Source organism: Amniculibacterium sp. G2-70, assembly GCF_014353055.1.
Taxonomy (GTDB): Bacteria; Bacteroidota; Bacteroidia; order Flavobacteriales; family Weeksellaceae; genus Amniculibacterium; species Amniculibacterium aquaticum.
In genome coordinates this window covers 2717878-2742900 of sequence record NZ_CP060698.1, presented here as the reverse complement: position 1 = coordinate 2742900, position 25023 = coordinate 2717878, and the positions used below count along the sequence as shown (strand labels likewise).

At 36.4% G+C, this 25023-nt stretch carries 25 protein-coding genes; 11 read left to right on the top strand and 14 right to left on the bottom strand.

Annotated features, from left to right (window positions below; translation table 11 throughout):
- Nucleotides 1-115: 115 nt before the first annotated feature.
- From H9Q20_RS12755 to H9Q20_RS12745, 3 genes are all read right to left on the bottom strand, one after another.
- On the bottom strand, nucleotides 116-778 hold the full coding sequence (locus H9Q20_RS12755) for a LuxR C-terminal-related transcriptional regulator (protein ID WP_124641878.1): 663 nt from the start codon (nucleotides 776-778) through the stop codon (nucleotides 116-118).
- 51 nt (nucleotides 779-829) lie between these two features.
- Nucleotides 830-3526, bottom strand: a complete 2697-nt coding sequence (locus H9Q20_RS12750) for a two-component regulator propeller domain-containing protein (protein ID WP_187477972.1) — start codon at nucleotides 3524-3526, stop codon at nucleotides 830-832.
- A gap of 164 nt (nucleotides 3527-3690) precedes the next feature.
- Entirely contained in the window at nucleotides 3691-5226 is a 1536-nt protein-coding gene (locus tag H9Q20_RS12745; protein WP_187477971.1) for a glycoside hydrolase family 10 protein, read from the bottom strand.
- A gap of 208 nt (nucleotides 5227-5434) precedes the next feature.
- Here H9Q20_RS12745 and H9Q20_RS12740 point away from each other — a divergent pair, with 208 nt between their 5' ends.
- Entirely contained in the window at nucleotides 5435-7882 is a 2448-nt protein-coding gene (locus tag H9Q20_RS12740; RefSeq protein WP_187477970.1) for a DUF5686 family protein, read from the top strand.
- 1 nt (nucleotide 7883) lies between these two features.
- Nucleotides 7884-8120, top strand: a complete 237-nt coding sequence (locus H9Q20_RS12735) for a hypothetical protein (protein ID WP_124641870.1) — start codon at nucleotides 7884-7886, stop codon at nucleotides 8118-8120.
- Here the strand turns inward: H9Q20_RS12735 and folP are convergent.
- Nucleotides 8113-8955 carry a dihydropteroate synthase gene (gene folP, locus H9Q20_RS12730; protein WP_124641868.1) on the bottom strand — a complete coding sequence of 281 codons (843 nt, stop codon included), beginning with the start codon at nucleotides 8953-8955 and terminating at the stop codon, nucleotides 8113-8115. The genes H9Q20_RS12735 and folP overlap by 8 nt on opposite strands.
- 149 nt (nucleotides 8956-9104) lie before the next feature.
- Between folP and H9Q20_RS12725 the strand changes: the two genes are divergently transcribed.
- From H9Q20_RS12725 to tpiA, 4 genes are all read left to right on the top strand, one after another.
- Nucleotides 9105-9656 carry a DUF1599 domain-containing protein gene (locus H9Q20_RS12725; RefSeq protein ID WP_124641866.1) on the top strand — a complete coding sequence of 184 codons (552 nt, stop codon included), beginning with the start codon at nucleotides 9105-9107 and terminating at the stop codon, nucleotides 9654-9656.
- Between the two features lie 30 nt (nucleotides 9657-9686).
- Nucleotides 9687-10775 (top strand): BT_3928 family protein, encoded by a 1089-nt coding sequence (locus tag H9Q20_RS12720; protein WP_124641900.1) that lies wholly within the window; start codon nucleotides 9687-9689, stop codon nucleotides 10773-10775.
- A gap of 33 nt (nucleotides 10776-10808) precedes the next feature.
- On the top strand, nucleotides 10809-11162 hold the full coding sequence (locus H9Q20_RS12715) for a TerB family tellurite resistance protein (RefSeq protein WP_124641864.1): 354 nt from the start codon (nucleotides 10809-10811) through the stop codon (nucleotides 11160-11162).
- A 259-nt stretch (nucleotides 11163-11421) separates the two neighbouring features.
- On the top strand, nucleotides 11422-12183 hold the full coding sequence (tpiA, locus tag H9Q20_RS12710; RefSeq protein WP_124641862.1) for a triose-phosphate isomerase: 762 nt from the start codon (nucleotides 11422-11424) through the stop codon (nucleotides 12181-12183).
- 74 nt (nucleotides 12184-12257) lie between these two features.
- On the opposite strand, the gene clpP is transcribed toward tpiA, so the two are convergent.
- The 4 genes from clpP to H9Q20_RS12690 form a co-directional block, all read right to left on the bottom strand.
- On the bottom strand, nucleotides 12258-12941 hold the full coding sequence (clpP, locus tag H9Q20_RS12705) for an ATP-dependent Clp endopeptidase proteolytic subunit ClpP (RefSeq protein ID WP_124641860.1): 684 nt from the start codon (nucleotides 12939-12941) through the stop codon (nucleotides 12258-12260).
- A gap of 79 nt (nucleotides 12942-13020) precedes the next feature.
- A complete protein-coding gene (gene dnaG / locus H9Q20_RS12700; RefSeq protein ID WP_124641858.1) occupies nucleotides 13021-14940 on the bottom strand; it encodes a DNA primase in 1920 nt (639 codons plus the stop codon).
- A 65-nt stretch (nucleotides 14941-15005) separates the two neighbouring features.
- Nucleotides 15006-16043, bottom strand: a complete 1038-nt coding sequence (locus H9Q20_RS12695; protein WP_124641856.1) for a peptidylprolyl isomerase — start codon at nucleotides 16041-16043, stop codon at nucleotides 15006-15008.
- Nucleotides 16044-16231: 188 nt separating this feature from the next.
- Nucleotides 16232-17293 carry a branched-chain amino acid aminotransferase gene (locus H9Q20_RS12690; protein ID WP_124641854.1) on the bottom strand — a complete coding sequence of 354 codons (1062 nt, stop codon included), beginning with the start codon at nucleotides 17291-17293 and terminating at the stop codon, nucleotides 16232-16234.
- An 84-nt stretch (nucleotides 17294-17377) separates the two neighbouring features.
- Between H9Q20_RS12690 and mnmD the strand changes: the two genes are divergently transcribed.
- Both mnmD and H9Q20_RS12680 read left to right on the top strand, forming a co-directional pair.
- Complete coding sequence (mnmD, locus tag H9Q20_RS12685; RefSeq protein ID WP_187478620.1) at nucleotides 17378-18052, top strand: tRNA (5-methylaminomethyl-2-thiouridine)(34)-methyltransferase MnmD; 675 nt, start codon at nucleotides 17378-17380, stop codon at nucleotides 18050-18052.
- 40 nt (nucleotides 18053-18092) lie between these two features.
- The gene (locus H9Q20_RS12680) at nucleotides 18093-18503 is read left to right on the top strand and encodes an NUDIX domain-containing protein (protein ID WP_124641852.1); all 411 of its coding nucleotides are present in this window, start codon (nucleotides 18093-18095) and stop codon (nucleotides 18501-18503) included.
- Nucleotides 18504-18555: 52 nt separating this feature from the next.
- Here H9Q20_RS12680 and H9Q20_RS12675 read toward each other — a convergent pair whose 3' ends face one another.
- On the bottom strand, nucleotides 18556-19341 hold the full coding sequence (locus H9Q20_RS12675) for a S1/P1 nuclease (RefSeq protein WP_124641850.1): 786 nt from the start codon (nucleotides 19339-19341) through the stop codon (nucleotides 18556-18558).
- Nucleotides 19342-19348: 7 nt separating this feature from the next.
- Complete coding sequence (locus tag H9Q20_RS12670; protein WP_124641848.1) at nucleotides 19349-20056, bottom strand: DUF4294 domain-containing protein; 708 nt, start codon at nucleotides 20054-20056, stop codon at nucleotides 19349-19351.
- Between the two features lie 54 nt (nucleotides 20057-20110).
- Between H9Q20_RS12670 and H9Q20_RS12665 the strand changes: the two genes are divergently transcribed.
- From H9Q20_RS12665 to H9Q20_RS12655, 3 genes are read left to right on the top strand one after another with little or no spacing between them, the layout of a single operon-like run.
- Entirely contained in the window at nucleotides 20111-21187 is a 1077-nt protein-coding gene (locus H9Q20_RS12665; RefSeq protein WP_187477969.1) for a M20/M25/M40 family metallo-hydrolase, read from the top strand.
- Nucleotides 21188-21216: 29 nt separating this feature from the next.
- Nucleotides 21217-21876 carry a ribulose-phosphate 3-epimerase gene (gene rpe, locus H9Q20_RS12660; RefSeq protein WP_124641844.1) on the top strand — a complete coding sequence of 220 codons (660 nt, stop codon included), beginning with the start codon at nucleotides 21217-21219 and terminating at the stop codon, nucleotides 21874-21876.
- A gap of 10 nt (nucleotides 21877-21886) precedes the next feature.
- Entirely contained in the window at nucleotides 21887-22123 is a 237-nt protein-coding gene (locus tag H9Q20_RS12655) for a hypothetical protein (protein WP_124641842.1), read from the top strand.
- 144 nt (nucleotides 22124-22267) lie between these two features.
- Here H9Q20_RS12655 and H9Q20_RS12650 read toward each other — a convergent pair whose 3' ends face one another.
- From H9Q20_RS12650 to H9Q20_RS12635, 4 genes are all read right to left on the bottom strand, one after another.
- Nucleotides 22268-22642, bottom strand: coding sequence for a VOC family protein (locus H9Q20_RS12650; RefSeq protein ID WP_187477968.1), 375 nt, complete (start codon nucleotides 22640-22642; stop codon nucleotides 22268-22270).
- Nucleotides 22643-22913: 271 nt separating this feature from the next.
- A complete protein-coding gene (locus H9Q20_RS12645) occupies nucleotides 22914-23939 on the bottom strand; it encodes an LLM class flavin-dependent oxidoreductase (protein WP_187477967.1) in 1026 nt (341 codons plus the stop codon).
- Between the two features lie 417 nt (nucleotides 23940-24356).
- Nucleotides 24357-24713: a type II toxin-antitoxin system HigA family antitoxin gene (locus H9Q20_RS12640; protein ID WP_187477966.1), complete on the bottom strand. Its 357-nt coding sequence runs from the start codon at nucleotides 24711-24713 to the stop codon at nucleotides 24357-24359.
- Nucleotides 24714-24717: 4 nt separating this feature from the next.
- Nucleotides 24718-25011 (bottom strand): type II toxin-antitoxin system HigB family toxin, encoded by a 294-nt coding sequence (locus H9Q20_RS12635; RefSeq protein WP_187477965.1) that lies wholly within the window; start codon nucleotides 25009-25011, stop codon nucleotides 24718-24720.
- Nucleotides 25012-25023 lie beyond the last annotated feature (12 nt).

Sequence of the window (25023 nt, the reverse complement as noted above, 5' to 3'; positions counted from 1 at the left end):
GAAAAGATCGTTTTATATGTCAATACGCAAAAAAGCGTATTATATACTTGTCAAAATGTGAAAAATAAAAAAGTCAACTTCAAAAAGAAATTGACTTCAAAAAGAATATAAAAAACTATATCCATTTGTTTTTATGAGCCAAATTGATAATTTGGCTTCTGGAATTGAGGTGGAGTTTTTTATAAATATTATTGACATGGGTTCGAACCGTATTGGGACTAATAAAGAGCTTCTCACCAATTTCTTTTGGATTATGACCTTTTACAATTTCTTTTAGTATTTCCATTTCTCTATCACTCAGTTGATAATCCGAGGTCTTTTCTATTTTTTTCTCAGGCGGGGTAGATTCCGAAAGCAGCTTCATTGCTCGTCTTGCGATGGCGGGACTCATGGGGATACCGTCGAACATCACGACATTGGTTATGGCCTCTACGATGTTTACAGCCTTGTCTTCTTTTAGCAAATAACCACTAGCACCAGCTTTTATGGCTTCAAATATTTTGTCATTATCTTCAAAAATGGTGAGTACGATAAACTTCATTTCCGGATACCGAACTGAGGCTAAAGAAATGGTAGAAATCCCATCCAATTTAGGCATTTCTAGATCCATTAGAACCACTTGTGGATGTTGATTTTTTGGAAATTCATCCAGCTGCACAAAAAAATCTTCTCCATTATGAGCTTCGAAGGCCAAATGGATATCGCTATAAGGCAAAAGTTTGTCCTTTATGGTTTTCCTATTGACTGCATTATCGTCCACAATGGCTACCCTAATCATAACTATGAATTTTTAACAAATTTACAGATCCTCGACTGCATACACACTAAGCTATTTTACGCATTTTTCATTTTCCAAAATACAAATTTTCGTTCCTTTACTGTTGGATAATATCTCTATTGAAAACCCTATTTCCTGAGCCCTATCTTTCATGTTTTGCAGACCGTTTCCTGTTTTTACAAGCTCTGCATCAAAGCCTTTACCATTGTCTTCTACCGTGATTGAGATAATTTCGGAACTTTTTACCGTAACGACTACGGTATCGGCTTGTGCATGTTTTAAAATATTCTGAAAACTTTCTTGCAAAATTCTAAACAACTCAATGGCTTTCGAGGAATCCAACGGTTTATCGTTTTCTATTTCATCAACAAAATCAACTTTTATTGGACTTTCAGTGCCTATAATTTTATAAATATAATTTTTAAAATAATCGTATAGACTTTCGACACTGGTATCTTTTAAGGAAAGTACCCAAATGGTCTGTCGTAATAGACTGAGGATGTAAGTGGCATTTTCGCGAATTTCTTCCAACTTGCTGCTTTTACTTTTTATTTTTGAGGTTTGCAATTGATCTACTTTAGAAATAAGACTGGTGGTGTACGCGCCAATATTATCATGAAGATCCCTGCTGATGCGTCTTCTCTCCGATTCCAATTTACTTTCGAACATCATTTCTTGATGCATTTTTTGAAGCTTTCTGCTTTTAATATCATAAAAAAACCAACCCGTGATGGAGCCTAAAAAAAGGATCAAACCCAGAATGAACCAAAGATTCTGATAAAAATGTTCATTGACCTTCAAAACCAAAGATTGAGGCATGACATTCTCGTAACCATCGGCATTCATGGTTTTGAAATTTAAAATATATTCTCCCTGATCCAAATGATGAAATCTAAGGAAATTGGCTTCAATAAAAGGCCTCCATTCGCTTTGGTTTACCCGATAATAATAGGTGGTTTTGGAAAGCGGATTTTTATCAACCGATGCAAAAAACAATTCTGTAGTATAGTTATCGGCCTTTAGATTTAGGAAATTTTCTTTTTCTACATTTTCACCATTTAGTAATATCGTTTCCAGTTTCGGGGCTTCGGGATGTTCGTTCGGCTTAATGTCTTTAATTTTAATAACGGAAATGCTATTTTTCATAGCCAACAACAATTCTTGCCTTTCTGAAGAAAAGTAACAGTACTTTATTGGATTTTTGCCATCCAATAAATTTATATTTCCCAGAGGCTGTAGTTGGTTCCCCACTTTTTTCATCATCATACGATCCGAAATCACCCAAAGTTGATCGTTGGAAGATTTGAAAATGCAAAACACTTTGGTACCGACAAATCCTTGAGCCTCTTGAAAAGAACGATAAATTTTATCTTGAACTACAGCGGTCAGTCCTTTTTTGGAGCCTATCCACAGGGTATCTTTTTCACCAAATGCATATTGGATGTTGTTGCTGGGCAAACCGTTTTTTTTGTTGAAATGTCCAATAATCTTTCGGTTCTTATCCAAAATGGTAAAACCGGATTCTTGTGAAGTAAAGACCAAATTACCTCCTTCTATTTGAAATAAATTTTCGATATTATTAAAATACGGCGTTGACTGCTGTACGAATTTCCCGTTTTGTTCAGAATAAAATCCGCTCCCATAACAAGAAAATACAACGCTATTGTTTGCCTTAATTATTTTTGAAATCCCCGATGTCAAAGGAAGATGAGACAACTTTTTCAATTGATTGTTTTGAAAATGATATTTTGTAAATCCGGTAAAAGAACCCAAATAAAATTCATCACCAAACAAAGAAAATGTAAGAGCATCTTTGTTTAGAAAGACTTTCTTCACTACTTTTTTTTCATTCAGAATATACAAAAAACCATCGGAAAGTATAAAATACTGACCGTCTTGGTAGCCCACTGCTTTTGGATTTAATTTCTCAAACTCAAAAACCGATCTTTGGTTGTTTTTTTTAATGACGGTCAAGCCACTACCGAGCGTTGGAAAATAAAGATCTCCATTGGCCATTTGGTATGAAGAAGAAACCAAATTGCTCCCCAAACCCGTATTCTCGTTTAGGAAATCTACAATTTTTCCATTTTTATAACGAACAATTCCTTTTCCGTATTGGTACTGATACTGATAATTCCTGTCTGAAAATAGAGGTTGAGACTTTAAATAATCCGAATTTGCTAAAAAAAGTAAACCATTTTTAGTTTCTAAATAATAATTAATTTTATCGGGGTCGGATGAAGATGCTTTAGATTTAAGTTCAATAAGTTTTTCTGGATGATCTTTATGGATTGCACAGGCCATCGTTGAATTCAAAAAGCCAACAATCTGATAATTAGAATCTTGTAATGATTTTTTGATATTGAATATTGAATATTTATTTCTTAAACTCTTATATTCTGAAGTAATTTTTTCTTTGTGGATATCAAAATAATATTTCCCTTTTTCTGATATTTCCAATAACAATCCCTTTCCTCCAAGAGACTGAACAACATTTACATAATTTCCCGGTAATCCAGAATCGCTGTCGTAAACTGTATATTTATGATTATCGTATTTTACCAAACCTTTATCCGTACCCAACCACATAACTCCTGTATCGTCTTGTGTAATGGAAAAAATATAATTGGACGGTAAGCCTTCCTTTTCCGTTATGGTTTCCAGATACGATGCATGTTGAGCACTGACCTTCCACTGAAGGAATATCAATAATAAAAACAGCAGTTTGTATATTCTATTTTTAAGCAAAACCAATTATATTTAGAACAAAAATCAACTTCTTTACAGATTAAAATTAATACTTATTTCCTAATAAAAATAAAAAAAATGGATTCAGATCTGATCTGAATCCATTTTTATCCGTACGAAATTCTATTTTATTTCGGAAGTTTGAACTAAAAAAGGAAAAAACATCAATTCATTTTCCTAATTTCTGCAGGCGACTCGTTACCCTGAGGATCAATGTATTTCAAGGCTACCGTATTGAGCTTATTGCCGTTCCACTTCACATCAACCAAGCGATTGGAGGTTTCTGGAATTAGGATTTCTTGTTTCCATTCGTTTCCGTATTTCAGAAACAAGACCCATTGTTTTACTATTTGCTGTTTTTTTGTCATCCAATTAATTTTTAATCGATCGCCGTCCGTCAACAAATAGATGCTCGGTTTTGTTTGGATTTCAGATTTCAACCAAGGAGAAGCGGGAACTATGGCTTTTTCACGGTACACCGACTTCAGGGCTTCTAACATGGCATTGCTTTTCGTAATTCCGGCAATACTCCAATGGATAACCCCCTTATCTTTTTCTTCAATTTTTCGGTCAATTAATATTTGGTTGATGATCTCTTTGGGTTTATCCAAAACATTCTTCAATCCTACCGTATTCAGACCGGGAAAAAGGTGTCTGTTTTTTTTATTTTCTTGTTGCCACCATTTTAATAAAGCTTCAAAATCTTGGAGGCCTCCAATTTTCCAGTACAATTGTGGTGCAAAATAATCGACCCAACCTTCATTCAGCCAAAGTTTGGCATCGGCAAAAAGTTCATCGTATTGCGAACTTCCCGTGATGCCTTCTGGGAAGCCGGGTTTCCAAATTCCGAACGGAGAAATTCCAAATTTCACATTGTTTTTATCGGTTTTTATTTCGGTATAAATTCGCTTTACAAAGCGATTGACCTGGTCTCTTCTCCAATCGGGTCTAGAAAGTTGTCCGCCCGATTTTTGATACGCCGACCACGATTTGTAATCCGGAAAATCGGCACCACCGTTGTATTCTTTGTAAGGATAGAAATAATCATCGAAGTGGATGCCATCGACATCATAATTTTTCAGAATTTCCTTCACCACTTTCGATACATGGTTTTGAGTTTCGATATCGGCAGGATCAAACCAATACATTCCATTTTTTAATCTCACCACTTGGTTGGGCATTTTCTTCACCATGGATTGCGCGGTTACCGGTCCTCCTGTAGAATGACTTGCACGGAAAGGATTCATCCAAACATGGAGTTCCAGTCCTCTTTTATGGGCTTCGGAAATCCAAAATTCTAAAGGGTCATAAAAAGGAAAAGGTACTTTGCCGGTTTCGCCTGTTAAGAAATAAGACCAAGGCTCTAAGCTACTTTTATACAAGGCATCTGCAGAAGGTCTGGCTTGCAAAATCACCACATTAAAGTTGGCATTTTGTACAAGATCCAACATTTTTATGGCTTCTTCTTTTTGTTGTGCAACCGACAGATTGTTTTTAGACGGCCAATTGATATTGGCTACCGTAGATATCCAAACACCTCTAAACTCTCTGTTTATTTCGGGCAAAGTCGCTTCAATTTCTGTTGAATTTACCGCTTGGGATCTCTCATTAATTGAAGAATCAAAAGAGGCTTTGCCTTGACCATTCCAAGTAGAAAAGACACACGACAAAAGTACAATATAAAGGTTTTTTGCTTTCATAATTCTGTTGTTTTGTATGGATATAAGACCATTCAACACAATAATAATATTTTTATTTAAAATTAACAAAAAAATTGCAAGTTTAGCCTTTATAATCATTTATAGATTCAAATAGTACCAAAGATAAACCGAATGATTGTGTTTTATTTTCAACATTCATAAAAAAGTTTCAATTTTATTGTTATTTTTGACTGATTATACAAAAACCATGAGAAAATTTGCTGCTTTATTGATCTTTATTTTTATTCCTTCTCTTTTTTTCGCTCAAAACACCATTTCGGTCAGTCGCTTGGATAACAAGCCCATAAAAGGTGCTTCCATCTATTGTGTGGATAAATTTTTAGGAAAAACCGATGACAAGGGCGAATTAAAGTTCAGTACCAAATGCAAAAAAATTCAAATAAAAGCACTTGGATTTTATGATGAAGAAAGCTTTGTCGAAAAAAACATGAAAGTACAACTTACCGTGGATGATCCCAAACAAAAGGCGATAGAAACGGTTACCATTGCCGACAAAAACGATCCTCGTGCCATTGCTTTGCTAAAAAAAGTAAACAATCACTACGATGAAAATTCACCCAAGTCTTTGGACTCTTATTCCTTCAAAGCGTATGAAAAAATCTCGATGGATTTTGATCAGGACAGTATTGCAAGCTTCAAACAGTTTACCAACAACCGATTGGACTCTCTAAAATCCTTGAAACCCAACATCAACCAAAATAAAAATAAGAAAAAAGACTCGTTGGAGGGCATTCAGTTCATGCATTTGTTACAAGACAGCAAACTTTTTATTTGGGAAAGAGCCATGGAATTTCTTTGGTCTAAGAAAAAAGGGGAAAAAACTTTGGTATTGGACAATCGCGTTTCCGGCCTTAACCAACCTTTGTACGAGATGATGACGCTGCGAAGCAACCGAAACAGAGTCCCAAGAGAGATCAAAGAAGAAAACAGAAAATTGTACCGTTTTTTCCTTACCGATTCGCTGGATATTGATGGAAGAAAGACTTATGTAATCAAATTCAGGCCGGCAAGTTACAAAGATAAAAACAACAGACGAAAATTTACAGGCTTCCTGTACATTGATGCTGCAACCTACGGCATCAAAAAAATTGAGCACAACTCCAAAATCAAAAACGAAGGGTACATTTCCAGTACTTGGACTTTGCACAACGGAAAATGGTTTTTGCAATCGGAGAATTTAAAGATTCGACTGGGAAATACCGTTTTCAATGACTCAAATAAGAAAGCCGAAGAAAAAACTGAAAACTCACCCAAGAGAAAGCCCAAATCATTTGGAAATTATGCCTACATGAAGTCCGATTATTTCGACTTTACCACCCCATTAACCAATAGAGAAAAGGATTTTGAAGGCTACAGTTTGGAGGTAAGAAATGCCAACGGTAAATTGTTGGACCAATACAGAACCGATAGTCTAAGCCAAAGAGAACTGACCACTTATGAAAAAATTGACAGCGTTGGAAAAAAGTACAAAATCGATCAGAAAATAGGCTTACTTTCTGGTTTTGTCAAAGGAAAATTACGATTGGGCATGTTTGATTTTGACATTCCAAAAATATTAAAATTCAATCTGCATGAAGGATTTAGAACCACTTTGGCTGTAAAACTAAACGAAAAATTCCATCCTTACATTTCACCCGATGCCTATGTCGGCTATGGTTTCCGAGATTCTCAATGGAAATACGGAGTGGGTGTTGATGTGAAAACTTCTCTGAAAAGAAATGCTTTTTTCCGTGTCGAATATTTTGATGATGTCATTGCAGCAGGGAGGTTTAACGAAAATCTTTGGAACATGAAAATGGGCCTTATGAACTCTGAAGTAGATCTGAACAACAATCGTTTTTTCCGATACAAAGGCTTCAAAATGGCTTATGAACACGACATTACCAACGGAATTACTTTAAATGTTTCTTCAAAAAAACAAAATGAAGAGGCTTTATTTGCCTATAACTTCAATAATTTGGGACAGAATTTTCAGAATTTTTCCACCATGGTCACTTTAAAATATGCTCCAAAATCCAAAAACATCATGACCCCATCAGGAAAATTCACCTTTGAGGAAAATTATCCCGATTTCTACCTGAATTATGAGCAAGGTCTAAACTTATTTGGTGGTGAACTGAACTACAGCCGTTGGGATGCCTTATTGGTGCACCAATTCAAAACCAAAATCGGCACATCGGGCATTCGTTTATACGGCGGTTTCACAACGGGAAATGCTCCTATTTGGCACAAATTTATGATGAACGGATTGGGAAATGGAAACAACCAACTGAACTACAACTTGACATCTTATCTTGGTTTTGCCACCATGGAAGGCGGAAAATATTTTAATGACAAATTTGTGGGCACCTACATTACCCACAGAATACCATGGTATTTCCGAACATTTGGGAAAAACATTTCCAGCTTTGATTTGGTTTACAGAGGGATTATTGGCGATATGAAGGACACGAAAATCCATCAATTCGACTTTGAAAAGCTGGATCATCTGTACCAGGAAGTGGGTCTGGAATGGAATAATTTTCTAGCAACACAATACAACATCGGCTTTTTCTACCGTGTGGGTCATTATGCCAGTTCGGATTTTAAGCATAACTTTGCCATCCAAATTAAATTTAAATTACTCGGATTTTAAGATGCAAACCATAGAAATAAAAGCCAAAGATTTTTTTGAATTGTTGAAATTAAAAGATGCCTCGATGTGGGAAATTTTCTCTCAAATGATTGATGGAAAGGAGAAAGAACTACTTTTTTTAGACGAAGAAAACAAAGTTCTTTTTGGTTATACCCTACCCACCAACATTGAAAAATTGGAAGAAGATCGTAAACTTTTTGCCAAAGAATATGCCGACAAAATGGCGCAACTTAACTAAATTTCAGATAAGCATCAACGGTCTGTTTCGTAGCTGCCACATCATGGACCCTGAGGATATTTGCCCCATTCTCTAAGGCTTTCAAATGCAGTTTTTGGGTTTCTTCAACAATTTCAGTTGGCAACTTACCCAAAGGTTTGTAGATAAACGATTTTCTGGAAATCCCCACCAACACTGGGGATTTTCCAAAATTTATCAAATGGAGCTCGTCCAAGATTTGATGATTTTGGGAAATGGTTTTCCCAAAGCCTATTCCCGGATCCAAGACTATATCTTTTATCCCTAAATCATACAATTGGTTTATTTTTTTTGAAAAATAACGATTGAGTTCTGGTATAACATCGCCGTCTATTTTTTTATCGTGCATTTCAGAATACCGTTCGTTCACATGCATCAAAACATAGGGCAAACCCAAATCAGCAACGGTTTTCAACATTTCTGCATCGTACTGTCCACCAGAAATATCATTGACCACATCCACCCCTTCAGCAGCTGCAAAACGAACAACATCTGCATAAAAAGTATCCAAAGAAATTACAGTTTTGGGAAATTCTTTTTTAATATGCATAATGATTTTCCCAAGTCTATCGATTTCTTGTTTGGCTGAAATAAACTCGGCGTTTGGTCGGGTCGATTGAGCACCAATATCGATGATATCGGCACCTTCAGAAATCAATTTCTCTACATGCAAAATTGCATTTTTAATGCTGAAAAATTGACCACCATCCGAAAAGGAATCTGGTGTAACATTCAGTATTCCCATTATTTTGGGGCGTTCCAAAAGTTGTATTGTCCCTTGAGTATTCAGTGTAAAGATGGTTTCTTGTGATTTCATGGAACAAAAATAAGATTTATACAGATTCTAGAGATTGAGATCTCAAGGAAAATCAAAATTTATCTAAAAAAAATCACGATTAACTTCTGAAATAATTCAAACAAAATTCTCATCAAATTCATTATCTTTGAGCTTTTTAGAAAATTATCATGATTAAAACCAACATACAGTACGACAAAGCGATTTCCGAATGTAGAAATCTTTTCTCTAAAAAATACGAAGACTACGGATCTGCATTCAGAATCCTTAGAAGCAGTTCTGTTACCGACCAAATCTACATAAAAATAAAGCGATTGGTGACCTTGCAAACCAAATCTGAACAAAAAATTGAAGACGAAAATGAAAAAGATTGCTTTATTGCCATTGTCAATTATGCCATCATTGGACTGATACAATTGGAAAAAGGAACCTCTGAAAGTTTGTACGAAAACAAAGAGGAAACCTTAAAAAATTATGATTTCTTTGCCCAAGAAGCAAAAGCCCTGATGGAAAGAAAAAACCACGACTACGGCGAAGCTTGGAGAGAAATGAGAACCACATCCATCACCGACCTTATCTACCAAAAAGTACTGAGAACCAAACAGATAGAAGATAACCAAGGTAAAACTTTGGTCTCCGAAGGCTTGGATGCCAACTACTATGACATGTTGAACTATGCGGTTTTCTGCCTGATAAAAATTGTTGAAGAAAACCAATCCTAAAAACTGTAAAACACAAACTTGTATAAAATGATTTTTGTAAACCTCCTGAGAATTGTTGTTGCCCTTATTTTTATTGCCTCTGGTTTTGTAAAAGCTGTAGATGTTGTAGGCTTTTCGTTTAAACTAGAAGAATATTTTTCTGCAAGCGTATTCAACCTGCCTTTTTTTGAAAAACAAGCCTTGCCCATTGCTATTTTTGTAGTGGCTTTCGAGCTGCTATTAGGATTGATGTTGTTGTTGAAAATTAAGATTAAAGAAAGTCTGGCTTTACTGATTGCACTTTGTATTTTCTTTGCATTTTTGACATTTTACTCGGCTTATTTCAACAAAGTTACGGATTGTGGATGCTTTGGTGATGCCATAAAATTTACACCTTGGCAAAGTTTTTACAAAGACATTTTCCTTTTACTTGGACTCATCTTGCTTTGGTTGGGCTATAAAAAATCGTTCAGTCAGAAAATTCAGGTTAATAAATTTCAAAAAATAGCATTGTTATTATCCACATTTGCTTCTGCATCCATCATGGGTTATGGAATTTGTAACGAGCCAATGATCGATTTTAGAGATTATAAAATCGGTACCAATCTGAAAGTTGAAAAGGAAAAAATAGCAAAAAATCCATCCGAATACAAAACTTTTTACACCCTTAAAAACAACAAAACGAAAGAAGAAAAGATCGTAAACCAAGACGACTATGTCAATCTGGAAGAATATTGGAAAGAAGGGACTCCTTGGGAAATTGTGGAAGGAAAAGACATTTCTAAACTTACGCACGAAGGATACAAATCTGAAATCAGCAAATTTAATATTGAAGACGCTTCTGGACAGAACTTTACCGACCAAATCATCCAAGCGCCAAAGGCTGTACTGATCTTTTCGTATGCTCCGGAAAAAGTAGATCCTAAAATGATTGCAAAATTAGAGGCCAAAGCTAAAGCCGAAAAAGAGGCTTTTGTAATGGGCATATCTACAGATCCGAATATCTTTAAAACCATCAACAAAGCAATTATGGACGCAACAGCAACCAAAACCATCGCCAGAAGCAATCCTTTTGTTTTGATTTTGAAAAACGGAACCATTGTGGACAAGCTTCCTGCCGCTGACTATTTGTCCAAATAATCGTACATTTACTTCACTTACATCCCAAATATCATGTTACAAAAATCCAACAAATCCATCGCAGGATACCATTTGCTAATGATTCTATCTTCTGTTGACGGTCATTTTTCGCCAGAAGAAGGAAAAAAAATACACCAATATCTAAGCGAGGAATTTCCTTTTCAGATCAACTTGGACAATGAATTGGAAGTGATTGCCACACTGCAACAAGAGGATTGGAAAGATCATTTCGAATTTCATGCCCATTGTTTTTTAGACGATTCGACAGCCGATGAAAGAAAATCCTTCATCCACTTTGCTAAAGCTTTAATAAAAGCAGATCAAATCGTTAGCGAACGAGAACACCTGTACTACAAACTCTTGAAAAACATTTGGAAAATTCAATAAAAAAAAACTCTAGGTACATGAAAAAATTGTAACAAATAAATAATCCGCAAATAAAACCACTTAGGAGCATAAGACCTGTAGGAATAAGATCGCACAGTTACATATAGAGCCCGTCAAGGACGGAGATTTATTGTGTTACTACTATTTCTTTCTTTTTACCAAAAACGATACCTCCTATGTGACTCTGTTTTGCATTTTGTTATTTTGTATGCTGTCATGTTTTAATAAAAAATATTTACCCCAAAAATAAATCTGAAAAATGAGAAAAAATATCGTTGCCGGAAACTGGAAAATGAATAAAAATGTAATTGATGCACAACAATTGATGGCTCAATTATTAGAATATAAAAAAGAAAATTCAACCCAATGCGAAGTGTGGATTGCTCCGCCATCTTTGTATCTTATGATGGCGAAAGACTTGTACGAGCAGGATGAAATTGGTGTATTTTCGCAAGATGTTAGCGAACACAAAAGTGGTGCCTATACCGGCGAACTGTCTGTAGATATGCTCGAATCCATAGAAGCTACCGGTGCCTTGGTTGCCCATTCTGAAAGAAGATTGTACCATGGCGAAACCGACTCCCATGCCAACAGAAAAGTAAAAGCCCTTTTGGATGCAGGATTGACACCAATCTATTGCAACGGCGAAACTTTGGAACAAAGAAAAAAAGGTGAACATTTTGAAGTCATCAAAAACCAAACTCAAGTGGCTTTGTTTACCCTTTCTGCAGAAGAAATAAAAAAAGTGGTGATTGCTTACGAACCGGTTTGGGCCATCGGTACGGGAGAAACCGCTACACCAGATCAGGCACAGGAAATGCATGCCTTCATCAGAAATTTAATCGCTGAAAAATACGGTAAAGAAACGGCTGAGGAGGTTTCCATTTTGTACGGAGGTTCTGTAAAACCGGACAACGCCAAAGAAATTTTTTCCAAACCCGATGTAGATGGTGGTTTGATCGGTGGAGCTGCTCTAAAAATCGAAGATTTCTCTAAAATTATCGAAGGATTTAACGCTTAGAAATTCATCCACTTCAAACATAAAAAATGGTGTCCCGAAAAAGGAACACCATTTTTTGTATCGTTCAGAAATAATTATTTTTCTGTTGATCTTTGCAAAACTTCATCGACCATGCCGTAGGTTTTGGCCTCTTCAGAAGTCATCCAATAATCTCTGTCCGAAGATTTTTCAACCCATTCATAATCTTGACCCGAGTGGTGAGAGATGATGTCGTACAATTCTTTTTTCAACTTCAGCATTTCTCTTAGGTTTATTTCCATGTCGCTGGCAACACCTTGTGCACCACCGGAAGGCTGATGGATCATCACTCTAGAATGTTTCAAAGCCGATCTTTTCCCTTTTTCTCCGGCAACCAAAAGAACAGCTCCCATAGATGCTGCCATACCTGTACAAATGGTCGCTACATCGGGCTTAATGATCTGCATGGTGTCATAAATTCCCAAACCGGCATAGACACTGCCTCCTGGAGAATTGATGTAAATTTGAATGTCTTTGCTAGAGTCCGAACTCTCCAAAAACAGCAACTGAGCCGTTACAATATTGGCAACTTGGTCATCAATCCCTGTACCCAAAAAGATAATTCTGTCCATCATCAAACGAGAAAAAACATCCATTTGTGCTACATTCAATCTTCTTTCTTCCATGATGTAGGGCGTAAGATTGGTTGGGTTAAAAATTCCCATATATTGATCGGTTACCAAACCACTATTACCGAGATGTTTCACAGAAAAATCTCTAAATTCCTTTTTTATATCCATTGTATTATAATTTATTTTTAAAGTTAAAATATTTTTTTATTCCACAAAAATCATTCCTGAAAAAGTGAGCGCCAAATTGTCATAAAACCCGATACATTTGATGATCTATAGTATTTTTCAACTGCGACAGTGCAATAATTTTCATATAAATCTCGTTCTTGTCTTCAGTTGTTTCCAATTGATTTTTCATTTGATCAATCAACTTTACAATATATTCTCTTTTATGCCTAATCATGATATCCGAAATAATTTTGGGTACCAATTCTTCTTCTTTACTGAAGTAGATGTTGTGTTTGGACCAATCGCTGGTTTGGTACTGTTCAATCAAGACATCAGCCGCTTTGGACGAGAGTTCTTCGTCCATCAAAGTGGCAAAAAAATCACCTGATCTTAGTGTGTTCGATTTTAGTCCATCCTGTATTTCGCCCACAATTTTTTTATTCAGTGGAGTTTGTAGTTCGTAATCGTCTTCAGAAAAATGATGTATGATTTCTTCGATCACCGAAATTTTGTAGGTTTGGTTGTCCTGATCGGTTCTTGTGATCACTCGATCTCCGTATCTCAGCATCAATTCTACCAGTTTTTCTTCTAAAAGCAAGAGAGGTTCTATGGTAAAATTCTGCTCAGAAACCACTTCTAGTTTGGGCTGAACCTGGTTCTGAACCCTGTGTTGTGGCTGGCTATGAGCTACTTGATTCTGAATTCCCAACTCGTTGAAAAGACTTTGTTGGCTAATCCCAAACTTGGCAGAAACCTCTTGCAAATAGACTTCCTGCTTCAAGGAATTGGTCACAAAAGCTACAGATTTCACGATATCGCGTATGGCTTCGGCCTTTTTTATGGGATCGTTATCGGCTTCTTTTAATAAAATTTCGGCTTTGAAATCGATGAAATCCTTGGCTTCATTTTTAATAAAATTTTCTACAAACTCTTGTGGATGGGCTTTTGAGAATGAGTCGGGATCGTGTCCGTCAGGAAACAACAAAACCCGAATATTCATCCCTTGTTGAAGGAGCAAATCGATACTTCTAAAACTCGCCTTGATGCCTGCCGTATCTCCGTCAAATAAAATCGTTACATTTTCAGTAAGTCTTTTTATCAACTTAATTTGTTCCGTAGTTAATGCCGTTCCGGAACTGGCCACCGCATGCTCAATCCCGGCTTGATGCAAGGAAACCACATCCATATACCCTTCTACCAAAAGACAAAGATTTTCTTTGGAAATGGCTTGTTTGCTTTGGTGCAAACCGTAGAGAATATTGGACTTGTGATAAATTTCGGTTTCCGGAGAGTTGAGATATTTGGCCGTTTTCACATTGGATTTCAAAATCCTGGCTCCAAAACCTACAACCCTTCCCGAATAATTATGAATGGGAAAAATGACTCTTTCCCTAAAACGATCGATCCCGTTGGGGGCATTTTCAGGAAAAATGGACAAACCCGATTTCACTAAAATATCTTGAGTATAACCTTTGTCCAGGGAAAATTGGGTGAAGGCATTTTTAAGCTCCGGTGAATATCCCAAATGAAATTTTTTGATGATGGCTTCCGAGAGTTGCCTTTCTTTGAAATACGATAGACCTATGGCTTTGCCCTCGTCGTCGTTCCAAAGAATATTTTGAAAAAAATCGTTGGCCACTTCATGAATTTTGTACAACAACTCACGATCGGTTTGGGATTTTTTTTCTTCTTCTGTAAGTTCTCTTTTGTCTTCTTCGATCTCGATGCTGTATTTTTTAGCAGCATGACGCAAGGCTTCGGGATAGGTAAATCCTTCAATTTCCATAAGAAAGGATATGGCATTGCCTCCTTTTCCTGTGGAAAAATCTTTCCAAATTTGCTTACTTGGAGAAACAACAAAGCTGGGAGATTTTTCGTCTCGAAATGGGCTCAGTCCTTTTAGGTTTGCTCCTGCCCTTTTCAGTTGAACATACTCGCCAATAATTTCTTCGACCCGAATGGTCGAAAATATTTTGTCTATCGTTGTTTGAGTAATCATGGGGTAAAAATACAAATTTAGAAGATGAAAAAGAATAAAAAATCCGGGTAAACCCGGATTAAAATTTATTTTACTTTTACCAATTCGACATCGAAAATCAGCCAAGCATTTGGTGGGATCACGCCACCAGCACCTCTAGCACCGTATCCCAATTCGGCAGGGATAAGCAAGGTTGCTGTTTCTCCTTCTTTCAACAACATAATGCCTTCGTCCCAACCTTTGATCACATGTCCCAATCCGATAGGAATTTGGATAGGTTCGCCTCTTTTAAAAGAGTTATCAAACTCGCTTCCATCTACCAATTTCCCGGCATAATGTACAGAAACGGTATCTCCTTTTTTAGGTGCTTTACCTTCTGTATTTTTGGTAATTTTATAGAAAAGTCCAGATTCTGTTTCTTGCATATCGGATTTCAAATCGTTCACCAATTTCAATTGATTGGCTGCAAATTCTACTTCTCTTTTCTTTTTTTCTTCTGCTTCTTTAGCCAAATATTCTTGATTGGCTTCTTTAATTTTACTTTTACCTTCGTTAAAAACTTTTGCGGCATCGTAATCTTTGTATTGATCGCCTTTTGAGAAAACAGAAACTTTCTCTAGCACCACATCGGTTTTTGGTTTGTCTTGCGCACCGGTTTCTACATTGGCGATAACATCAACAAGATCTTTTCCTACAACAATTTCTCCGAAAATGGTGTGTTTTCCATCCAACCAAGGGGTTGCCACTTCGGTGATGAAGAACTGAGAGCCGTTGGTATTCGGTCCGGAATTTGCCATCGACAAAATTCCTTTTCCTGTGTGCTGAAGGTTGTTTTTCTCGTCATCAAATTTATACCCCGGATCGCCCATTCCTGTTCCTTTTGGATCGCCACCTTGGATCATAAAGTTTTTGATAATACGGTGAAAAATGGTTCCGTCATAAAAAGGAGTTCCTTTTGGCTTAGAAGTATTTTCAATTTTTCCTTCGGCCAAACCGATGAAATTGGCTACGGTTACTGGAGATTTTTTATCTTCGAATTTTACAACCATGTTTCCTTTGGAAGTTTGTAAATTGGCATAAAGTCCATCCTGAAGACCTTCGTAAATTTCTTTGTCTATGTTCATTTTCTTATATATTGAGGTACAACTAAAAAGCGAGATACTCGCTAGGGTTAATATTATTTTTCCTGAAATTTTCATTTATTAATCTTGGATTTAGAAATGCAATAATACGGAAAAATAGGTTATCCGTAAAATGGAACAAGCCCGAATAATTTCGGACTTGCTCTTTCAAATATTGTTGATATTTGGTATTAAAATTTCTTTTCAACAAGAATTCTCCAACCAAATGGATCTTCGGCTTTGTTATTTTGGATGTTCACCAATTCATCTTGAAGGGTTAATGCATAACTTTCTTCTTTTGGTAACATGGGCAATTCTAATCGTTCACCTTTGTAGCCTAAAGCTTTGAAAGCGCTGGTAACAACGGCAGTTCCTACTCCCCAAACTTCTTTTAAGCTTCCATCTTTGTATGCATTAATCACCATTTCAACGGCAACAGGCTCTACCTTCACTTCAATTCCTTTGTGTTTTGCCAAAGCGATAAAGCTATCTCTGGTAACTCCGTCCAAGATTTTTTCGGATGTTGGTGGTGTGTAAATGGTGTTGTTGATTCTAACAAAAACATTCATGGTTCCACTTTCTTCAAAATATTCATGCGTTGCATCATCAGTCCAGATAATTTGCTCATACCCTTCCTCGTTTGCCAACTGAGTTGGATAGAAAGAAGCAGCATAGTTACCTGCAGCTTTTGCAGATCCTACCCCTCCGCTTGCAGCTCTAGAATAGTGATCGGAAATTTTTACAGAAACCGGTTCTGCATAGTAGCTTTTTGCCGGTGTTGCAACGATGGCAAACATGTACTTGGATGAAATTCTAGCTTTTAGAGCCTCTTCGGTAGCAAAAACCAAAGGACGGATGTACAAAGAGTTTCCAATTCCTGCAGGAACCCACTCTCTATCCATGTCCACCAAAGCTTTTAGTCCACCAATGAAAACCTCTTCTGGTATTTCTGGGATGGCCAATCTTTTAGCAGACTTATTAAATCTCTCGAAATTTTTCTGAGCTCTGAATAAAAATACATCTCCAGCTTCGTCTTTGTAGGCTTTCATCCCTTCAAAACAAGCTTGTCCATAGTTTACCCCCATCATTGCAGGAGTAAAAGGCAGTGGACCATAAGGCATCAATTTCGCTTCCCCCCATTTTCCGTCTTCATATTCACAAATAATCATGTGGTCGATGAATGCACTTCCGAAAGTAAAATTCTTTGGATCAAATGTAGAAATTCGAGGGTTGGTCGTTTTTTGAATTATCATTTTGTAAATTTTAATTGGTATTGAACAAATTTAACATAATTTTTTAATTGTCAAAATTTTCGTTTAAATTTGAAAAAAAAAGCCTTGGAAAGAGAGATAAAAACCACCAACGACGGTAGTAAAACACTGTATATTAAAGATTTAGACGAATGCTATCATTCTCATCATGGAGCGCTACAAGAAGCGGAGCATGTATTTATTAAAAATGGACTCAATCGTTTGAATAAAAATGAAATTAACATTTTAGAACTTGGTTTTGGAACAGGTTTGAATGTTTTGGTTACAATTAATGAATTTTTAAAAACTAACAAAAATCATGTTATCAATTATTTTTCTCTGGAAAAATATCCCATAAATGAGACCGAGAGATCGAATCTGAACTACTCTTCACTTTTTTGTGAACAAAATTTAACAGAAATAGAGCAAAAAATTCATGCTGTGGAGTGGGAAAAATTGGTGGAGATTGTTCCTAATTTTAATCTCAAAAAAATAGAGTGTGACTTTTTTGAACTTCAAAATAAAGAAATGCCTCCTGTAGATTTGGTCTATTTCGATTGCTTTGGGGCACGAGTACAACCCGATCTTTGGGAAAAACCACTGTTCGAAATGGTATTTAACAAAATGAATATCAACAGCTTACTCACCACCTACTCCTCCAAAGGAAGTGTAAAAAGAATTCTAAAAGAATTGAGCATGACGGTTGAAAAGCTACAAGGGCCACCCGGAAAAAGAGAAATGCTGAATGCATGGAGATCTTAAAAACCACTAACTTTACAAAAATCAATAACACCTTATATATATGATCGACAAAATAAACATCCGAATCTATGCTTGTTGTATAAAAGACCGAAAAGTTTTGGCTTTGTATGAAGAATATGCCGGCGAAGCCTTACTAAAGCTTCCTGGTGGTGGTTTGGAATTTGGAGAAAGCGTGATCGAGTGTTTGCATCGTGAATTTGATGAAGAATTGAATTTAAAAATAAAAAATATTCAGCATTTTTATACTCAAGAAGACTTTCTAGAGTCCAGATTTCGTGAAAATGAACAATTGCTAACCGTATATTACACGGCAGATTTGGTGGATGAGGACGAGCTCATCATTCGTGATCCTTGTATTGAAAAAGTTGAGTGGATTTCCTTGGATCAAGAAAATCCATTTACACTGCCAATCGATGCTTTGGTTTTTGAAAAATTAAAACAACGATTTTAACAAAAAAAAGGATGAACCCGTATCGAGTTCATCCTTATTTCTTTAGAATGCTTTATAATATGGTATTCAGAATTTTTGCCAAACGAAGTCCTCCGTACAACAACTGCCTTTCTAGCAAATCGTTGAAACGATAATCGTACTCGTACATATAATTGGTTTTCAACTTAGAATAATCGTAGATTTTTTCGGCTTGCAATCGACTATCGTAAAGCCAACTTTCTAACGAACCGTCTTGAATGGAATCTTTGTCATGCTGTTTTCTTAACAATACATCTGCATATTCGGTATAGCTGTATTTTTGATAATCTACCAATTTGCTATCCCAAAGCGAATGAAGGTTTGCCGACTGACCAAAGAAAGTAACTTTAATAGAATTTCCACCTTTGTCTTCGGCATTTCCCACATGCATGGGTTGCGCCATATCTCCTACAATATGGATTAAAAATCGCAATGCTATTTCTTTGTCTTTTAAAGGAGTTTTCTTGTCTTTTATTTGTGCAGACAATGTGTTGATTTGGGTATATAAATTAGATCCAGACAAATTATGCAAAGAGTTAGAAAATTCTGCAAGATCTTTTGCATTGCTAATGTTCACATAATGCCAGGTGTCTGTAGATTTCCAAACCTCTGTGGTATCCGATTTTATAAAATCCGGCCAATTGGCCCAATAGGCTAATTTTTGATCGCCAATGATCTTATGCAATTTTCTTTGCGCTCTTTTGGTTAAATTTCTTTCGGCAACTTCGGCAATAACTCTATGGCCTGTTGTGCCCCATGCAAATGCATCTGTAAAAAGAAACAAAAGCATAAAAATGGTCAATAGTTTTTTAGGTTTCATGATAAATTTATTTTGAAATTTTATAGGAACTCGCACCAGGATAAGGTTTCAGATAGCCTACATTCCAGTTGGATCGTAGTAAGGATTCCAAAAAAGCATCGCTCCTATTGGCATGCGGGTCATAAGGTTCTTTGATATCCACATCGGCAACATTTCCTTTCACATTCCACCAAAAAGCCGACCAACCGCCTCTCAGTTCCTTAATTATTTCGTAAACCGTTTTTCCGGTTGCTCTGTTCATTAATTTTGCAAATACACGACCTTCGGTGGTGGTTAGATCTCTAAGTTGAGTTTCGTATTGCGATGCCAATTCGTTCTGTTTGGTTTTAATGTATTTTCTTTTGTCCGAACTCTCCAACTTAGACGCTTGCAATTGTACATCGCGGTATTGCCCCAAGGCTTTTATAAAAAGCGGATACACACGGTTGAGTTTTTTATTAAGAAAGAAATAGTAATTTTGATCCAGTTGGTTATTAAACTTTGGTTTATTCAAAAGGACAATTTCATCCATTACCACTACAGTTTCGCCATTTATTTCGTAGATTTTTGCTTTCTGTTGTTCATCATAATAATATTTGTTCCCGAATTCATCTACTTTCAACAAATCTTCAGGATACTGACTCAATGGTCTGGATATTAAAGCGGAATCGTTTTGAGCATGCATAAAAATACCCAAAAACAAAAAAAATATCAAGTGGAGTTGTTTAAAATTCATTATTTTTACCCTTTAAATCAATAAAAATTAACGCAAAAATCATTCCTTTTATCTATGAAATTCGAAAAAAAATCTCTTCATTTTCTAGAAGAATATTTAAATACATCTTCCCCAACAGGTTACGAACACAAAGGACAAAAAGTTTGGATGGACTACATACAAAATTTTGTGGACAAAATTGAAATCGATCATTACGGAACTTGCTACGGAATTATCAATCCGGAGGCTCCTTTCAAAGTCGTTATAGAAGCTCATGCCGATGAAATCTCTTGGTATGTCAATTATATTACCGATGATGGGTTGATCTATGTCATCCGAAATGGCGGCTCCGACCAAATGATTGCACCCTCCAAAATTGTACACATCCACGGCGAAAAAGGCATAGTAAAAGGCGTTTTCGGTTGGCCGGCAATCCATACCCGAATTGGAAATGAAAAGGAAACCACACCAAAAATCGACAACATCTTTATCGATTGTGGCGCAACCAGCAAGCAGGAAGTTTTGGATATGGGGATTGAAGTAGGTTGTATGATAACCTATCCGGACGAATTTTTCGAAATGAACGACAGATACTTTGTTTGTCGTGCTTTGGACAACCGTATCGGAGGATTTATGATTGCCGAAGTGGCTCGATTGTTAAAAGAAAACAACATAAAACTACCTTTTGGCCTATACATTACCAATTCTGTACAAGAAGAGGTTGGCTTGTACGGTGCAGATATGATTGCAGATACCATAAAACCTAACATTGCTATCGTTACCGATGTTACCCACGACACCACAACCCCAATGATTGACAAGAAAAAAGAAGGCGAACAAAAATGTGGAGCAGGTCCGGTGGTCTATTTTGCACCCACGGTACATCACAAAATCCGTGAATTGATTATTGAAACCGCAAAAACCAAAAACATCCCGTACCAAAGAGCTGCTTCCAGCAGAACGACAGGTACAGATACCGACGCCTTTGCACATGCCAATGGTGGAACTCCAAGTGCATTAATTTCCCTACCTTTGCGCTATATGCACACCACAGTAGAAATGGTGGCCAAGGAAGATGTAGCCAATGTCATTCAATTAATCTATGAATCTTTGATCAACATTAATCCAAAAATGAATTTGAAATACCATTAATAAAAAGATCTAAATTTATATCAAGTAAAATGAAAACTAAATTAATCGCTCCATCCCTTCTGTCTGCAGATTTCGGAAACCTGCAAAGAGACATAGAAATGCTGAACCAATCCCAAGCCGATTGGTTGCATGTGGATGTTATGGACGGGAGATTTGTCCCGAATATTTCCTTCGGATTCCCGGTGATGAAAACCATACAGCAACATGCCAAGAAATTTGTGGATGTCCACTTGATGATCGTGGAACCTGAAAAGTATGTTGAAGAATTTATCGATTACGGTGCAGACCTTGTTTCCGTACATTACGAAGCTTGTACACACCTGCACCGCACCATCAATTTGATACAGAGCAAAGGAGCAAAAGCTGGCGTTGTCCTCAATCCTTCGACTCCTGTTTTGATGTTGGAAGATATTATTGCAGATGTAGATTTGGTATTGTTAATGAGCGTGAATCCGGGCTTTGGTGGACAAAAATTTATTGAAAATACCTATAAAAAAATCAAGGAAACCAAAGATTTGATCGTGTCCAACAATTCTACTGCATTGATCCAAGTTGATGGTGGAGTAAATCTGGACAATGCTTCCAAGCTTTTTGATGCAGGTGCCGATGTTTTGGTTGCCGGAAATGCCGTATTTTCAACAGAAGATCCTGCTAAAACCATTGAATTGTTAAAAGTTTCCTTCGACTAAACCGAACAGTATGAGTTTAAATTTCATTAGAACAGTACTCATTTCATGGATCATAGGATCTATTTTGGGTGGAATTTGCTATTTTTTTTCGCAAAACAGTACCGGTATTTTCTTGTTTGAAATTTTCAGCATATTGGGATTGGCCTTAGGAATTTTCAGAGCTGCTTTTGTTTCTAGAAAAACCAAAGACACCGATTACTCACAATTTGAAAATAAGAACAACGAACATCCTTCTATTGAAAAATAAACCGTATTTCAAAATAAAATTAAAGCTGTCCAAACTCGGGCAGCTTTAATTGTTTTCAAATGGACATTTACAATTGATTAAAATAGTTTGTTTGATGGAATTTAGACAAAAAACACACAAAAGTTGTAGAAATTTCAAGCATTTTCACCCATAAAACTCTATCGGCAAGTAGTCCGGATCTTGGGTGAAAAAGAATTTTTTCTCTGTGAATTCATCCAATCTAATTTCTTCACATGCTAAACCTTTTTGTTGAAGTTCCTTCCTCTTCGCCTCAACATCATCTACCCCAAAAGCCAGATGCCTCAAACCGCAAGCTTCTGGTCTGGATGGCCTTTGTGGTGGATTGGGAAATGAGAAAAGCTCGATGACATAGTCCTCTTCTATTCCCAGATCCAACTTCCAAGACTGTCGCTTTTCTCGATACACTTCACGAAGAATTTTGAGTCCTAAAATCTCTGTGTAAAATTTTTTAGAACGCTCATAATCCGAACAAATAATCGCAATGTGGTGGAGTTTCATTTTGGTGTTTGGTGTTTAGTGTTTATGCAATTTTTTAATACATGATAAAAAATAGAATAGCTTAATTATAACCACATAGGTACATAGAAAGTTTCGTTTTTGCAAAAATAAATACTAGCAGTACACAATAGAAATCCGTCTTTGACGGATACTAAGTGTAACTATATAACTTTTTTTGTAATAATTCTATGTTTCTATGTGGTTTAAGTAGCTGATTATTTTGCTGTTACTATTTTTATTATGTACTTTGAGGTAATTTAGAAAAAATATTTTATAACCGCTCTCTTACTTTCGTTGCAAACAGTTCAATGCTTTGCATCATCAGATCGTGGTTGGGCGCACCTACATCCATGTGACCGATAAATCGGGTAAGTCCAAACATTTCTTTCACTGCATTTATTTTTTCGGCAACTTCTTCAGAATTACCGATAAACAAAGCACCCTCTCGGCTTCTGCCTCCGTCGTATTGCATTTTTGTGTAAGGCGACCAACCGCGAGTTCTACCAATTCTATCCATTTGAGAAGCATAATTTTTGAAATATCCTTCTACAACTTCAGGATCTTCACTCACAAAAGTATGGGTATGAATCCCTATTTGCATGGCTTCGGGATCGTGTCCGAAACGGAGGTATTCTTTTTTGTAATAGTCCATCAAAGGTTGAAACTGCTTTGGCATACCCCCGATGATGGCAACAATCAGAGGCAAACCCAATCGAGCAGCACGATGCACAGACTCTGGCGTACCGCCTACAGCAATCCAAATGGGTAGTTTTCCGTTATTCACCGCTCTTGGATATACGGTTTGGTCTATCATAGGAGCTCTTAACCTCCCACGCCAAGTTACATTTTCTTGATTATTGATTTTGAGCAACAAACCCAATTTTTCCTCGAAAAGTTCGTGATAATCGTTCAGGTCGTAGCCCAAAAGCGGAAAAGACTCGGTGAAACTTCCGCGACCCACACCGATCTCGGCTCTTCCGTTAGAAATAAGATCTAAGGTTGAAAAATCCTGATAAACCTTCACCGGTTCTGCAGAACTCAACACGGTAACGGCAGACATCAGTTTGATGTTTTGGGTTAAAGCAGCAGCAGCCGAAAGCACCATCTCTGGCGAAGATACCGCATAATCTGGACGGTGGTGTTCGCCCAAGGCAAAGACATCTAAACCCAGTTGGTCTGCCAATTGTATTTCGCTAAGTATTTCTTGTAATTTTTGTCCGGCATCGGCATATTTGTTGGTTGCTTCATCTAAAGCCAAATCGCCAAACATCCCAATTCCTAATTCAAACTTTTTCATACGCTTATTTTTATGCAAATGTACAGTAAAGTGAAAGGCCCAACATTGATATAAGATAAGAAAGAATACGGTTAATTCTTTAGCATTACGACTTCCTAAGTTCTAAGATTCAACTAAATGATGATTTAGTACATGAAAAAAATAACTTACTATCAATCAGTAAAATAAGCTATTGGAGATTAGCAAAACCCACCCAATACTAGCCTGAAAAAAGAGACCGTTCTCACAGTCTCTTCCTATTCTTTAAAATCTTTTGTCGGTAAACCCATAACCCTGCTGAAAAAGTTTCCAAAAACTTCCGTTAAACAGGGCTTTACCTCATTCTTATTGTTTTTTTATTGAGTTCGGTGAATGTTTATTTCAGTTTTGGCATTTCATGCCCAACGAAAACTTAGTTATTAGTAGAAGTCCTTTTTTTCAATATGCTTGAATTAAAACTTCTGATGGAATATGTAATTTTTCTGTCAGTTTACGAATCATATCCAAAGATAACTTTCGCTTTTTATTCAAAATTTCACTAGCTCTACTTTTTAATCCAATCACTTCAGCTAAATCATTTTGAGAATAATCTAATTGCTCCATTCTGAATTTAATTGCTTCTATTGGATCCGGAAGTTCCATTGGAAAGTGTTCGTCTTCATATTTTTCTAATAATATTCCCAAAATTTCCAATTCATCACCTTCTTTTGTTTCAGGCTTTGCATCAAAAATTAATTCAAGTCTTTCCAAAGCTTGAAAATAATCTTGTTCTGTTTTTATTGGTTTTAATTTCATCCTTTTAAATTTTATTTGCGTCTATTTTATCATATTCAGCATGAGTTCCGATAAATCGAATCCAAATCATTTGATAACTAAAATTAATTTTCGCAATTAAACGATAATTATTTCCCTTTATGTTAAAACAAACTCTGTTATCTTCTAAAATACTTGCACTTGGATATTCATTTTTTAATTCATTTAAATTTTTCCAAGTTCCTTTATCAGCTTCTAGATACCACGATTTCAGTTGTTGTTCACAATCAGAATGTTGTTCCCAAAACTCTCGTAATATTTTCTTTGCTATAACTCTCAATTATTTTTCTTT

Coding starts and splice junctions, on each gene's coding strand:
- H9Q20_RS12675 (WP_124641850.1), bottom strand. CDS start 19,341: ATGAAACCTAAAAAACTATTGACCATTTTTATGCTTTTGTTTCTTTTT.
- dnaG (WP_124641858.1), bottom strand. CDS start 14,940: ATGATTACTCAAACAACGATAGACAAAATATTTTCGACCATTCGGGTC.
- H9Q20_RS12690 (WP_124641854.1), bottom strand. CDS start 17,293: ATGATAATTCAAAAAACGACCAACCCTCGAATTTCTACATTTGATCCA.
- rpe (WP_124641844.1), top strand. CDS start 21,217: ATGAAAACTAAATTAATCGCTCCATCCCTTCTGTCTGCAGATTTCGGA.
- H9Q20_RS12655 (WP_124641842.1), top strand. CDS start 21,887: ATGAGTTTAAATTTCATTAGAACAGTACTCATTTCATGGATCATAGGA.
- H9Q20_RS12670 (WP_124641848.1), bottom strand. CDS start 20,056: ATGAATTTTAAACAACTCCACTTGATATTTTTTTTGTTTTTGGGTATT.
- H9Q20_RS12650 (WP_187477968.1), bottom strand. CDS start 22,642: ATGAAACTCCACCACATTGCGATTATTTGTTCGGATTATGAGCGTTCT.
- H9Q20_RS12695 (WP_124641856.1), bottom strand. CDS start 16,043: ATGAACATAGACAAAGAAATTTACGAAGGTCTTCAGGATGGACTTTAT.
- H9Q20_RS12680 (WP_124641852.1), top strand. CDS start 18,093: ATGATCGACAAAATAAACATCCGAATCTATGCTTGTTGTATAAAAGAC.
- H9Q20_RS12665 (WP_187477969.1), top strand. CDS start 20,111: ATGAAATTCGAAAAAAAATCTCTTCATTTTCTAGAAGAATATTTAAAT.
- H9Q20_RS12755 (WP_124641878.1), bottom strand. CDS start 778: ATGATTAGGGTAGCCATTGTGGACGATAATGCAGTCAATAGGAAAACC.
- H9Q20_RS12725 (WP_124641866.1), top strand. CDS start 9,105: ATGATTAAAACCAACATACAGTACGACAAAGCGATTTCCGAATGTAGA.
- folP (WP_124641868.1), bottom strand. CDS start 8,955: ATGAAATCACAAGAAACCATCTTTACACTGAATACTCAAGGGACAATA.
- H9Q20_RS12735 (WP_124641870.1), top strand. CDS start 7,884: ATGCAAACCATAGAAATAAAAGCCAAAGATTTTTTTGAATTGTTGAAA.
- tpiA (WP_124641862.1), top strand. CDS start 11,422: ATGAGAAAAAATATCGTTGCCGGAAACTGGAAAATGAATAAAAATGTA.
- H9Q20_RS12715 (WP_124641864.1), top strand. CDS start 10,809: ATGTTACAAAAATCCAACAAATCCATCGCAGGATACCATTTGCTAATG.
- H9Q20_RS12640 (WP_187477966.1), bottom strand. CDS start 24,713: ATGAAATTAAAACCAATAAAAACAGAACAAGATTATTTTCAAGCTTTG.
- H9Q20_RS12745 (WP_187477971.1), bottom strand. CDS start 5,226: ATGAAAGCAAAAAACCTTTATATTGTACTTTTGTCGTGTGTCTTTTCT.
- H9Q20_RS12740 (WP_187477970.1), top strand. CDS start 5,435: ATGAGAAAATTTGCTGCTTTATTGATCTTTATTTTTATTCCTTCTCTT.
- clpP (WP_124641860.1), bottom strand. CDS start 12,941: ATGGATATAAAAAAGGAATTTAGAGATTTTTCTGTGAAACATCTCGGT.
- H9Q20_RS12645 (WP_187477967.1), bottom strand. CDS start 23,939: ATGAAAAAGTTTGAATTAGGAATTGGGATGTTTGGCGATTTGGCTTTA.